At 38.3% G+C, this 12,275-nt stretch carries 16 protein-coding genes; 10 read left to right on the forward strand and 6 right to left on the reverse strand.

The annotated features are described in order from the left end of the window. Positions 1-43 precede the first annotated feature (43 nt). Both P1K33_RS12470 and P1K33_RS12475 read left to right on the forward strand, forming a co-directional pair. On the forward strand, positions 44-574 hold the full coding sequence (locus P1K33_RS12470; RefSeq protein ID WP_284653314.1) for a YceI family protein: 531 nt from the start codon (positions 44-46) through the stop codon (positions 572-574). Between the two features lie 105 nt (positions 575-679). Beyond that, positions 680-1,561: a pirin family protein gene (locus P1K33_RS12475; protein ID WP_284653315.1), complete on the forward strand. Its 882-nt coding sequence runs from the start codon at positions 680-682 to the stop codon at positions 1,559-1,561. Between the two features lie 207 nt (positions 1,562-1,768). Here the strand turns inward: P1K33_RS12475 and P1K33_RS12480 are convergent, their stop codons facing one another. From P1K33_RS12480 to P1K33_RS12500, 5 genes are all read right to left on the reverse strand, one after another. Continuing rightward, positions 1,769-2,272 carry an acyl-CoA thioesterase gene (locus tag P1K33_RS12480; RefSeq protein WP_284653316.1) on the reverse strand — a complete coding sequence of 168 codons (504 nt, stop codon included), beginning with the start codon at positions 2,270-2,272 and terminating at the stop codon, positions 1,769-1,771. Position 2,273: 1 nt separating this feature from the next. Then, the gene (locus tag P1K33_RS12485; RefSeq protein ID WP_284653317.1) at positions 2,274-3,149 is read right to left on the reverse strand and encodes an NHL repeat-containing protein; all 876 of its coding nucleotides are present in this window, start codon (positions 3,147-3,149) and stop codon (positions 2,274-2,276) included. Between the two features lie 61 nt (positions 3,150-3,210). Continuing rightward, the gene (locus P1K33_RS12490; protein ID WP_284653318.1) at positions 3,211-3,804 is read right to left on the reverse strand and encodes a TetR/AcrR family transcriptional regulator; all 594 of its coding nucleotides are present in this window, start codon (positions 3,802-3,804) and stop codon (positions 3,211-3,213) included. Positions 3,805-3,987: 183 nt separating this feature from the next. Beyond that, positions 3,988-4,542, reverse strand: a complete 555-nt coding sequence (locus P1K33_RS12495) for a nuclear transport factor 2 family protein (RefSeq protein WP_284653319.1) — start codon at positions 4,540-4,542, stop codon at positions 3,988-3,990. A gap of 229 nt (positions 4,543-4,771) precedes the next feature. Next, positions 4,772-7,813: a choice-of-anchor I family protein gene (locus P1K33_RS12500; RefSeq protein WP_284653320.1), complete on the reverse strand. Its 3,042-nt coding sequence runs from the start codon at positions 7,811-7,813 to the stop codon at positions 4,772-4,774. A gap of 215 nt (positions 7,814-8,028) precedes the next feature. Here P1K33_RS12500 and bla point away from each other — a divergent pair, with 215 nt between their 5' ends. From bla to P1K33_RS12540, 8 genes are all read left to right on the forward strand, one after another. Further along, the gene (gene bla / locus P1K33_RS12505) at positions 8,029-8,742 is read left to right on the forward strand and encodes a BlaB/IND/MUS family subclass B1 metallo-beta-lactamase (protein ID WP_284653321.1); all 714 of its coding nucleotides are present in this window, start codon (positions 8,029-8,031) and stop codon (positions 8,740-8,742) included. 40 nt (positions 8,743-8,782) lie between these two features. Continuing rightward, positions 8,783-9,223: a 2-dehydro-3-deoxyphosphooctonate aldolase gene (locus P1K33_RS12510; protein ID WP_284653322.1), complete on the forward strand. Its 441-nt coding sequence runs from the start codon at positions 8,783-8,785 to the stop codon at positions 9,221-9,223. Positions 9,224-9,381: 158 nt separating this feature from the next. Continuing rightward, entirely contained in the window at positions 9,382-9,702 is a 321-nt protein-coding gene (locus P1K33_RS12515; RefSeq protein ID WP_284653323.1) for an ArsR/SmtB family transcription factor, read from the forward strand. Beyond that, the gene (locus P1K33_RS12520) at positions 9,699-10,196 is read left to right on the forward strand and encodes an SRPBCC family protein (protein WP_284653324.1); all 498 of its coding nucleotides are present in this window, start codon (positions 9,699-9,701) and stop codon (positions 10,194-10,196) included. Before P1K33_RS12515 ends, P1K33_RS12520 begins: the two co-directional genes overlap by 4 nt. Next, positions 10,193-10,402 carry a hypothetical protein gene (locus tag P1K33_RS12525; protein WP_284653325.1) on the forward strand — a complete coding sequence of 70 codons (210 nt, stop codon included), beginning with the start codon at positions 10,193-10,195 and terminating at the stop codon, positions 10,400-10,402. The genes P1K33_RS12520 and P1K33_RS12525 overlap by 4 nt, the downstream gene beginning before the upstream one ends. An 18-nt stretch (positions 10,403-10,420) precedes the next feature. Beyond that, positions 10,421-10,930, forward strand: a complete 510-nt coding sequence (locus P1K33_RS12530; RefSeq protein WP_284653326.1) for a nuclear transport factor 2 family protein — start codon at positions 10,421-10,423, stop codon at positions 10,928-10,930. 129 nt (positions 10,931-11,059) lie between these two features. Then, positions 11,060-11,596 carry a DUF2975 domain-containing protein gene (locus tag P1K33_RS12535; RefSeq protein ID WP_284653327.1) on the forward strand — a complete coding sequence of 179 codons (537 nt, stop codon included), beginning with the start codon at positions 11,060-11,062 and terminating at the stop codon, positions 11,594-11,596. A gap of 3 nt (positions 11,597-11,599) precedes the next feature. After that, on the forward strand, positions 11,600-11,803 hold the full coding sequence (locus P1K33_RS12540) for a helix-turn-helix domain-containing protein (protein WP_284653328.1): 204 nt from the start codon (positions 11,600-11,602) through the stop codon (positions 11,801-11,803). 58 nt (positions 11,804-11,861) lie between these two features. Here the strand turns inward: P1K33_RS12540 and P1K33_RS12545 are convergent, their stop codons facing one another. Next, on the reverse strand, positions 11,862-12,098 hold the full coding sequence (locus P1K33_RS12545) for an HP1242/YdcH family protein (RefSeq protein WP_284653329.1): 237 nt from the start codon (positions 12,096-12,098) through the stop codon (positions 11,862-11,864). Positions 12,099-12,275 lie beyond the last annotated feature (177 nt).

Below are 12,275 nucleotides of genomic sequence, written 5' to 3' on the forward strand. Positions count from 1 at the left end.
ACAAAGACAAAAATTTAAAAACATAACATAAAAATTAAAAACAATGGCAAAAGCAACATGGGCAATCGACCCAACACACTCAGAAGTAGGTTTTAAAGTAAAACACATGATGTTTACCAATGTTTCCGGTAAGTTCAATTTATTTGATGCTGACATCGCAAACGAGGAAGAGCAATTTGAAACTTCAAACATTAACTTCAGCGCAGAAGTTAATTCCATCAACACCGGAAATGACGACAGAGATAATCACTTGAGAAGTGCTGACTTCTTTGACGCAGAAAACTTTGGCAAGCTGACTTTCAAAAGTACCGGTGTGAAAAAAATAAATGAAGGTGAATATCAAATCAGTGGTGATTTGACCATTAAAGACGTGACCAAAAACATCGCTTTGGATGCCGAATACAGCGGACAAATGAAGGATCCATGGGGAAATACCAAAATCGGATTATCATTAAACGGTAAAATCAACCGTAAAGACTTTGGATTGACCTGGAATGCTGCTTTGGAAACCGGTGGTGTATTGGTTGGAGAAGACATTAAATTAAACGCCGAAGTACAATTCGTGAAACAATAAAGATAGTTTTGATTGATGAAGAAACCGTGAGGCTCATTTTGAGTTTTGCGGTTTTTGTTATGCCAAAATTGATTAACTTAGTAGGACCAAAAACAACCTCAATTTATGTCAAATATTGGAATCATTATAGAAGAGCGTTCCGCAGATATCGGGAACTTTTTAGTAGGCAGGCTGTTGCCTTTTCGCGAAAAGCGGGCCGTTGGACCATTCGTTTTTATTGACCATATGGGTCCGGCGCAAATGAAAGACCATCAAAATATAGATGTTCCGCCACATCCGCATATCGGTTTATCCACACTCACCTATTTATTCGAAGGCACCATGATGCATCGGGATAGTTTGGGCACCGAAATGGAAATCAAACCCGGAGCTGTGAACTGGATGACTGCCGGAAAAGGCATAGTCCATTCAGAGCGCACACCTGAATATTTAAGAAATACCGAGAAAAGCTTACACGGGTTGCAGATTTGGGTTGCCTTACCCAAAGCTTTGGAAAATATGGAACCATCCTTTGCCCATGTTGAAGCGCAGGACTTACCCGAATGGCTGCAGGATGGCGTCACCATTAAACTGATTGCCGGAGAAGCTTTTGGCAAAAAATCACCGGTTCCGGTGTACAGCCCGTTGTATTTTATTGAAATCAAGAGCGACAGCCGAGCCAAAGTCAACATTGGTCACGAACTCTATGGCGAAAGTGCCATGTATATTTTGGAAGGCAGTATTACCAATGATGGGAATACTTATGGCACCAAACAATTATTGGTCGCCAAAGAAACTTCGCTTTGTGAATTCGAAATGAGTGAAAACACAATACTGTATCTTTTTGGCGGCGAACCTTTTCCCGAAGAGCATTTTATTTATTGGAATTTTGTCCATTCAGACAAAGCAATGATTGAGCAGGCCAAAGCAGATTGGGAAGCACAGCGGTTTCCGAAAGTGCCCAATGAAACCGAGTTTGTACCGCTGCCACAACCTTTTGGAGGATAAAATGAAAATTATATAACATTTTGCCGAAATTATAGAACACGCATCTTATAATAAATACCCACATTTGTGTTAGCAATATTAATGGTCAAGAGAAGAAAAGTCAAAATCACCAAAATCCCCATTTTGGTCCTAACCGATAAAATTGCTGCTTTTTCGGCAAAAAAAAGCAAAAACGTCCCGAAGTATCGGGACGTTTTTTTTATGTCATTACTTCACCAATTCTTTAGACAAGGATTTTTCCTTGAGCAAATCATTAATGCGCTCCTGCAAAGTATTGTATTGACCGACAGCCATATTTTCTATCGTTTTTGCCCATTCTAAAAAAGAACTTTCATGAGGTGCTTTTCTGCCGGTTTTAATGTCAATCGGGACAAATTTGGTTCGCATAATCGCTTTCAAATGGGATTGGCTTTCGTTTTTCATTTGGGTTTCAACCAACAGATATTCAGGATTGGCTTCCAGTAAGGTAGATTGAATGCTTACCACTTCATTGTAAACCGCCGGGCGCAAATAGGCAATTTCGTGACCGCCGACCACCCAGGAAATATTCTTTTGATAATATTCAGCCAAATTGAGATTGTAATGTTCTTTGAGATGATCTTCACGTGCATTCAAAAAATAATCGATATAACGTGCATTATTAAGATGTCCAAACAGATCACAATCACTAAATCGGATGGTATAAACGGATGTTGGAGTTATAGTCATCATTTTAATATTTTCTCGTTTGTGAATTCTCATAAGGTAGGAAATGTAACTCTCCGGATAACATCGCAGGAACAATAAAGCTGTTTCCTTCTATAACAAAATCAGCCGGTCCGGCGATGAGTTCGTCCATTGGCAGTCTGTTGGTTCTATGGTTTGACAATTGAATGGAAAGCAAAATTCCTTTCTTATCATAAGCTACCCAATTGCTGGTGTACAGCACATCATTGGCAACATATAACCCATCATAAATTCCTTCCGCAGCGGTAAGTTGGGTAAAAGTGTTATTCTTTAAATTGATATAACCTACAACTCCATTGGCTTTATTATTATTTCCCAAACCGTTCACATAAAGCAAATTGGCTTTTTTGAAACAGAACAATCCGTTGATACCGGCAATCGGTTTGTCAATTACAACTTCAGTATAGGTTTTATCCGGGAGATTGACTTTGTATAATTTGCTGACATCCGTAGCCGAAACATATAAAGTATTGTTATCCCAAACGGCAATATCATTGAGGAAATGGGTATCCCTGCTAAAATCAATTTGGTATAAAGTTGCTCCGGTTTTTACATCAATGGCCACTACCCTGTCGATATCTGTCAGGAATAAAATGTCTTTGTTGACCACCAATCCTTTTGGAGCATTCAATGTTTCTTTTGCAAAAGCTGCATCAACTAACTTTCCGTTTTGGTCAAGCTTGATCACTTTACCATCGCCATCTTTGGCATCGGGAGTTAAGTTTTTACCAATATCGCCTGCATACAAATAACGACCATCGGCCACTACACTTTCGATATGATCGAATCCTTTTACCGTTTGTGATTGAGCAGTACTTGCTGCCATGCTTCCCAGAAGCATCATTTTGAGTAGATTTTTCATTGTTTTTTGGTTTAGTTTAAATATTTAATATACCAATCGGTATATTTTATGATAAAAATTTTTAGTTCTTCAAATTGTGTATATAATTTTCCAGAAAATCCATTCCTGCTTTTAAGGCAGCGACATTTCCGGTAACTTTGGTCTGCATCACACCGCCTTGTATGAGCGAAATAATTACAGTACAAACCTCATCAATATTGATATCGGGTTTGAGTTCACCTGAAATAATGCCTTCATTTACACGGCGAGCAATCGCACTTCTCCAAAACTCTATGGCATTTGCCGCTTTTACCTTCAGCTGCGGATGCATATCATCGGCTTCGACTGCCGTGTTCAAAACCGGGCAACCACTGTGTAAAAATGGCAATTCGAGGTATTTGCGATACGTTTGCGGATAGATCAATAATTTAGAAATAATGCTTTCGTGCTTGTCCATACGTTCTTTAAGGTAACTGACAACCGATTGGAAATTATAGTCGAAAGCAGCCAGTGCTACTTCATCCTTATTTTCAAAATTGCCATAAATACTTCCTTTGGTCAAACCGGTAGCCTCAATCATATCATTCAAAGACGTTGACGCATAGCCTTTCTTATTGAAGATAGGTGCGGTCTTTTCAATGATAAATTGTCTGGTGCGATCTGCTTTTGAAATCATAATGAAAGTAATATTTAACAAATGTAAACAAAAATATACTAATCGGTATTTTTTAATAAAATAAATTATCAACATAAAAAAACCGTCTCAATTGCTCAGGACGGTTTTCCGTTTAAACTCAAAAAATTACTCAAATCTACTTTACTTTAAACATTTTGGCGTTATAATAAGTTGTTGTAAAATCTATTTTTTCTTTGGCATCGCGGCTTGGATTGGCACTCTGTCCGCAAAATGATCTACCTCATCAATTTTGTCATTGGCATCAAAATGATACAAGATATGCATCCATTGGGTCATAGAAGAACCGCCTTTGTATTTGACAGTAACCTCAAACCAACTCATCAGCCATACACCCGGTGTTTCTAACCTTTGTGGTTTGTTGATTTTAATTGGGAACCAAATATCATTCTTGTAAACTAAACTTTCAATCATATTCAGTCTTCGGTCACGCCAAAATTTATCAATAGCCGGTTTTCCAACCAAACTATCACCGGCGTTCCAATAATATTTGGCATTGTCGGCATAATCGCCCATCCAGGCATCCATATCACCGCTGGCTAAGGCAGCCATGTGTTTTTTACCAATCTCAGTATACTTTGCATCGGTAAATTCAGCCTGTTGTTCAGTGTCTGGCTTTGCGGCATCTGATGCGGCTGGTGCTGTAGGTTCGCCAGGAGTTTCTTTTTTACATCCCAAGAAAAGGACAAGTGCAAGCGCAATAAATAATAGTTTTTTCATAAGGTAAAGGTTTTAAATTAATAGTTAGTTACTAAGCTTAAAATTTTACCATTATGCGAAAGCAGGTCAAAAAATAGTGGAATAAAAGTACTAATAAAATGGATAAGTTGCTTTAAAAAAGAATTTATTTTAAATAAAAACACTGATTATCAGTAATTTATTAATGTCAGAAATTACAAAGCCTCCGACTTTCATCAGAGGCTTGCACAATTGATAACTAACCCACAATTTATTTAACAATCAATCGCTTTACTATTCCTTCAGAGGTTTTAATCAAATAGATTCCTGATGTAAAATTTTTTGTATTTAAAGTTTGTGCTTCTTTCTGTGCCAAAATCAATTTTCCTGAAATATCATATACTTCAATATCGGCTGTCCTGTTAAAATAAACCAAACTGTTATCTACCGAAGGATTTGGGAAAACCGCAAATGTTGGAACATTGCCCTCAAAATCTGGTGTTGATAAATCATTCGCATCCACTTCAAAAATCGTAATGGTACCGCTGATTTCATTGGCTACTAAAATATACGGAGTACCGGTTGGGCTGTTCTCCGAAGTAACATAAGTAATTCCCTCCGGACCATGATCACCGCTATAAGCCGAAGTGCTTCTGCTGTTTTTGTAATCTACCAATATTGCATTGTTCGGGTCGGTTATATTGTAAACCATCACGCCTCCTATTCTTTCCAACGAAATAAAAGCAAAAGTTTCTGTACCTATTTGTGCCAATGTTACCCCTTCAGGTTCCGGACCTTTAGCACGGCTTCTTACTTTAGCCGCATTATCCTCGTGGTCGGCATTGAAAATAGTAGGTAAATTAGTCGAGGTGTACATTTCGAAATCATCACCACTGTCATAAACCAATTGACCGGTAGCCGCATTAAAAATAGAGAACGAACGGGTTCCAACGGCATTGATGGTTTCAAATTCTGCATCAGCATCTGTATTTCCGTTTAAGTTGGTTACCCTGTAGCGACCCATATTGTACGATTGCTTTAACACAGCCGCATTTGGAAAAGCTGTTGCATCCAAACCATAAGCGGCAGCACCAACGGTAGTTCTTTCATTCAAACCGCTGTATTCCTTTTCGTCACCTTCGTTGGCCGTAACCAAATAAGTGGTTCCTCCAACAGTATAATTGGCAATCGCATCAGGAATGTAAAAGGCATTTATCGGCCAGTTGGCAATCAATACTTGGCCATTATTGTCGGATATATCAAAACCGTTTCCTGGCAGGTTTACGTCTTTCGTTCCCAAAGCCCAAAGACTGTTAAAAGTATTATTGCTCAAATTGATTTCGGCCACTGCATTGTTTTCCTGTAAAGTCACCCAGGCTTTTTGAGAGTCAGCACTGATGGTAATATATTCGGGTTCAAAATCCTGAGACATGGTGCTGGTTGCTTTTAATTTTCTCACACCCGAAGTGATTAACGCGGCTTCCTGTGTATTATAATCGGTAAACAATAAAGTTGTCACATTGGCTTGCGTCAAAGCAGGAATGCCGCCTGAAATATCTATGATACTCACCGAACCTTCAGGATCAACTGAGTAATTGGCATTGGGTTGGCCTTCGTTGGCGGTCATTACTTTGGTTCCATCAGGGGAAAAAGTAATCATATCCGGTAAGGCACCAACAGTCACTTGTTTTAGAAAAGTTCCATTGGTATCAAAGAAAACCACCGAACCGTTTAATGCTTCGTCCACATTTGGCGAAGCCACGGCTACAATTCCGTTTTTAACCGCAACCGAAGTCACGCCGCCATAAACATTCATATCAACTGAAGTCACCACTGATGGTGTTGTAGGATCACTGAAATTGATAATATCCAAAAATCCGGCAATCGCACTCGTTGTAAATAAGCGCTGGGAAACCGGATCATGCACCACAATTTCGCAAGTGCTGGTATTGGCTCCCGAAGGATCAAAACTACCCACATAGTTCAATTCGATTTGGTTAGTCGGAACTGGTGCCAATCGGTCATTGTCTTTAATGTAAACCGTTGCCGTTGTATTTCCGGTAAGGCTTAATCCAACAGGATTTTCGAGGCTCAACACAAAATATTCGGCTTGTTGTTCTTCAAGGATATCATCAATAATCGGAATGATAATCGTTTGTGTCAAGGCACTTGAACCGGTAAAGTTTAAGGTTTGTGTAACCAAAGTAAAATCATTGGCATCGGCCGTACTGAAAGGCGTTCCTTTTACCACCAAATCTACGCTACTCGTTGCCGGGCTGGTCAAAGTAATATTGAAAAATAATGTGCCTGCATTTTCATTAACGGTAATAAAGTTAGAGGCTAAAGCAGCAGCCGGATTTCCCGTAGTGAAAGTAACCGCTGGTGTTGTTGTAATCGCATTATTGCTTTCATCTTCGATGGCGTTGGGAACCAAAGCCAAATAATACAACTGTCCGTTCGCTAAAGAAGCAGCAGGAACAACGGTAATCACATTCCCTGAAATCGTAGCATCAAAAGACACTTCAGTTCCTAAAGCGTCATTCAAACGCAATTCCACCAAAGCATCAACATTAGTATTGTCGATGACCGAGTCGTCCATCAAACGAATATTTTCATTAAAACTAATCGTCGGATTAACCGTAGTAGCAACATTAGTTGCTCCGTTGACAATCGAAAGAGTGGCTACCGGTGCGATAGTATCGGCTCCGCCAAAAGTAGTACCTTCTACCGTAAAATTATCAAAGCGATTGTTCCCGACCGTTCCGCCGGTGCCTTGTGAGAATTCCACTTTTAATTTGAAATTCGGATTGTTGTTGGCTCCGCTGATGGCAGAAAAATCTAAAGTTGCCAAAGCAGGATCGCCGTTATTCGGAATTACTGTTGTAAACGCAACATAGTTGGTTCCATCCAAAGAATAAGACCAGGATTGTGTTCCTGCTCCTGAACCCGAGCGACGCGTGGCAAATTTCACGATGATATTTTCATAACCTGTTGTTGGCAGGGCAAACTCTAAAGCGCCGCCAATCGGATCATTGAAACGCAAATGTGCCCCTGAAGCATCTCCATTGCGTGCATTCAAATTCAAAACTGAAAAATTCTGTCCGGTTCCGCCGGCAAAATCAATGGTACTGATGCCTCCCGCAATGGCATTCAAAACAGCACCGCCCAGTGTAGAAGTTGGCGTTGTAATCGCTGCCACCGAAGTGTTGTTGTTAAAGTTCCAATAGTGTACTAAAGTCTGGCCCCAGGAGAATGTGGAAACCAACATCAGCAAGAGAAAAGAAAAGGTTTTTGTTGTGTAATTTTTTGACATGATGGTGTAGTTTTATTTGACCACAAAATACCGTCATCCGTTTTATAGTAAGATTAATTAAAAATCATTGATTTATTAAGTATGGCACTGCCAATGTACCCGAATTGTTAGCAGACCCAAAGTCTGTTTAAATTAAATTTACATTGGTTAAATTCACCTTCATGAGAAACAATATTGACCAATTCTTCTTAAATTCGTGAACCTAAATTATTGTTATGCGTTGCTTCTATTCTTGTTTATGTTTGCTCATCAGTATGGTTGGTTTTGGCCAAACGGAAAAACCAAAATTGGAGATCACACATCTCACCGGTGATTTTTATGTCTATACGACCTATAAATTATATAACGGAACACCATTTCCGGCGAATGGTTTGTATCTGGTAACTAATGAGGGAGTCGTAATGATTGATACGCCTTGGGACGAAACCCAATTCCAGCCTTTACTGGACAGCATCCAAAAAAAGCACCATCAGAAAGTAAAGCTTTGCATTGCCACACATTCGCATGGAGATCGAACCGGTGGTTTGGAATATTATAAATCGAAAGGCATAAAAACCTATACCACTAAGCAAACCGATGCGATTTGCCGGGCAACAGGTGAAAAAAGAGCGGAGTTCCTTTTGGAAAAAGATACTGAATTCACACTTGGCCAATACACTTTTGAAACCTACTATGCTGGTGAAGGCCACACTCCTGATAACATTGTGGTTTGGTTTGGAAAAGACAAAGTGCTTTATGGCGGCTGTCTGGTGAAAAGCACGGATGCCGGAGATTTAGGAAATATGGCGAATGCCAATGTCAAAGCCTGGCCAACAACCATCAAAAACATCCAACGCAAATACAAACCCAATTATGTTATTCCGGGTCATCAAAGCTGGAAAAGCAAAAAGTCTTTGCAGCACACACTCCAGTTGTTGAATAGACTATAATATTTTTTGGTATCTTAGCTTAACATTGAAAACCAATCTTATGAAAACATATCTTTCTTTATTTTTAGTATTATTTCTTTCGTGTGATAATAAACAAAAACAATTAGAAAAAGCGGTTTTAGAAAAAGAAGAAAAGATTGAACTGGACTATTTTCACTTGACAAATCAAAGTTCTGACAAAAGCTATGGATTTACTGAAGCTAATCCAATTAAAGTTGGAGGTAGTTCAGAAAGTATGGGACCAAAAAATGAACGACGATTTTTAAGTGCATTAAAAGGTCCACATGGTGAAAAAGTTAGGTTTTATAGAGATGGTAGTTGCTGCCTTTTTGAAACTCCTAACGTAGAAAAAGGTATGAAGGGAATGCTCGACATTTACAAAGTATATTGGGACGACATCGCAGATACATTGCAGATTTATATCAATATGTATGATAGAGACAGTTTATTGATTCCGGTTGGGTTAACTTCAAAAAACTAACTTCTGGAACAACGTCTCCTAACAGCGGTCTGTACAATTCCTTAGCCTGCGTTTGCAACAAAATTTTCAAATAAATAAAAAAAGTTAAATAAACTTGCGCAAGTGAATGTTTGCATATATATTTGCAAACGATTACTTGCGAATTAAAAAAAATCAAGATGAGAAGAGATGTATATCAAGGAATAGCCGATCCTACAAGACGTGCCATAATTGGTCTCATAGCTGTTCAGGCCATGACGCCCAATGCGCTGGCGGAACACTTTAATATTTCCAGACAAGGTGTGTCCAATCACATCAAGATCCTAACGGAATGCGAATTGGTAAAACAGGAACAACAGGGACGGGAAATTTATTATTCACTTGAACTCAAAAAACTAAAGGAAATAGACCAATGGCTTGAGCAATACAGAGCCATTTGGGAGAACCAATTCAATCAATTGGACAAAGTATTATCAACCATTAAAAACCAGAAAAAATGAGCAACTTACTATTTGATTTCACCGTTGACAAAGCAGCACAAAAGGTATATATCACCCGGGAATTTGATGCTAATCTTTCCTTGGTATGGGACGCTTTTACTACAAAAGAAATCCTTGACCAATGGAATGCGCCAGAACCTTACAGAGCCAAAACAAAATACATGAATTTTGAAGTTGGCGGAAAAAGATTCTATGCCATGGTAAGTCCCGATGGACAAGAAGGCTGGATACTTCAGGAATACACTTCCATCACGCCAAAAACCAATTTCAAAATGCACAATGCTTTTGCAGATGCCGCTGAAAACCCTCAATTACCGGGTTCTGAATGGGATTATACCTTCAGTGAACAAAACGGCATCACCAAAGTCAGCATTACCATTTACAATGAATCGCTTGAACGCTTGGAGAGAATGATTGAAATGGGCTTCACCGAAGGATTCACTGCGACTTTGAAACAATTGGAAAACATATTGGCCACTTTATCGAAAAAATGATTTTTGTTTTTAAAACCTCTGTAAAAAATAAAAAACAAGCTAAAAAGCTTAAACCACATATAGACAAAATACTGCCGAATGCCGAATGGAATTTTGACCTTGAAGACTGTGACAAGATTTTGCGCATTGACAGCGAAGAAGATATTGCTTTGATAATGATAAATCTGCTGAAAATTCATAACTTCGATTGTGAGGAATTAGAGTAGAAACATAAAAAACTAAACATGAAAAAAGAACTGGCATTCAGCTTATTTTTATTAATATCTACCACAGTAATAAAAGCACAGGTTTCTAAAACTTCCGAACTTTTCCTGACGATGAAAAAAGTCGACAGTACTTTCTTTGAACGTGGCTTCAACCAATGCGACCTGGACTATCTTGATAAAACCATTCACAAAGACCTAATGTTTTACCACGACAAAGGCGGTGTTCAGGACCGAAAGACCTTTTTTGAAAGAACCAAACAAAATCTGTGCTCAACGCCCAACAAAAAACCAATCCGAAAAGTCATCCCGGAAAGCTTAGAAGTATTTCCAATGTATGATAATGGGGTTTTATACGGCGTCATTCAAAATGGCATCCACGAATTTTATATCCGGGAACCCAATAAAGCAGATGTAATTACAGGCATCGCAAAGTTTACGCATTTGTACCTATTGATCGATGGAAAATGGTTGCTGAAAGAGGTTTTTAGTTTTGACCATAACAGCGCTACAGAATCCAAAACCAAATAAAAGATTATGAAGTTAATCCAAAGCACAGAAATCACCTTGGTATACAATTTTATCAAATAAAAATACATTTTTATTGTTTATCGATAAATTTTTATTATTTTAGCCACATAATTTTAAACTTAAATAATTATGTCGAAAACAAACAACTTCGTATTTTGGGGCTTATACATTGTGGCTTGGCTCATTTTTGTTGGCTTATCCATTGAAGCAGGAGGCTTACTGGTAAACTTCTTTTTCAGTTTGTATAATCCGGAATTTGTCCAAAATCTTTATCAAAAGTTGGACTTAACTCAAATGTATAATGACAGTAGATTAGTGTTTTTTGGCATCTATAGCTTCATTCTAATCATTTCAATTTTAAAAGCTTGTCTGTTTTATACCGTGATCAGGCTAATGCACAAAATGGATTTGTCAAAACCGTTCAACACTTTTGTGGCGAGACAAATTTCACTAATGAGTTATTATACCCTTTCTATTGGACTCTTAAGTTACATTGCCCAACAGTTGGTTAAAAGTTTAATGCATCACGGTTTTGTTCCAGACAACTTAAACCAATTTTGGGCCGACAGTCAGGCCTTTATTATAATGGGCGCTGTGATCTATATTATTGCGACTATTTTCCAAAAAGGGGTAGATATTCAAAACGAAAACGAACTAACCATATAAGCTATGCCGATTATTGTAAATCTTGACGTGATGATGGCCAAACGGAAAATGTCGTTGAATGAACTTTCAGAAAAAGTGGATTTGACATTATCCAATCTTTCTATCTTAAAAACAGGAAAGGCCAAGGCGATTCGTTTTAGTACGCTTGAAGCCATTTGTAAAGCATTGGACTGTCAACCCGGAGATATTCTGGAATATACTGAGTAGTTTGATAAAGTCAGAAGCCACATTAAGAGAAGTGGCTTCTGACTCAATAAAAAAGTGCTCAGTTCTTTTTATTCAAATGGGCGTAAATTTCGTCTTTCATGTATAACAATTTAGCCTTCAATTCGTGGACAAAATTGTCATTGGCAATTTCCGACCCCATATTAATGCGGTGAATGTGATGTTCTACTTTGTGATACTCATCAAATAATTCCCTAAAGTGCTCATCTGAAATTTTCAATTCGTGTATTTTGTCCTTGAATTCAGGAAACTCGTGTAGTAAATCGTGTTTTTCCATACTGCTTTTGTTTAATTGATTAAGGTTAGTTAATGGCAATTGGCATTGACCTAAACAAACAAAAATGCGGATTGCCGGCGCGAAGCAAAGGAAATAGCTACACCTCTACTTCTCAAGAAATTAATGGATATTAAAAGTACGAAAAAATGCAGTTACAAATTACTTTTAAAAACAAAA

The organism is Flavobacterium terrisoli, from assembly GCF_030167905.1.
GTDB classification, from domain to species: Bacteria; Bacteroidota; Bacteroidia; order Flavobacteriales; family Flavobacteriaceae; genus Flavobacterium; species Flavobacterium terrisoli.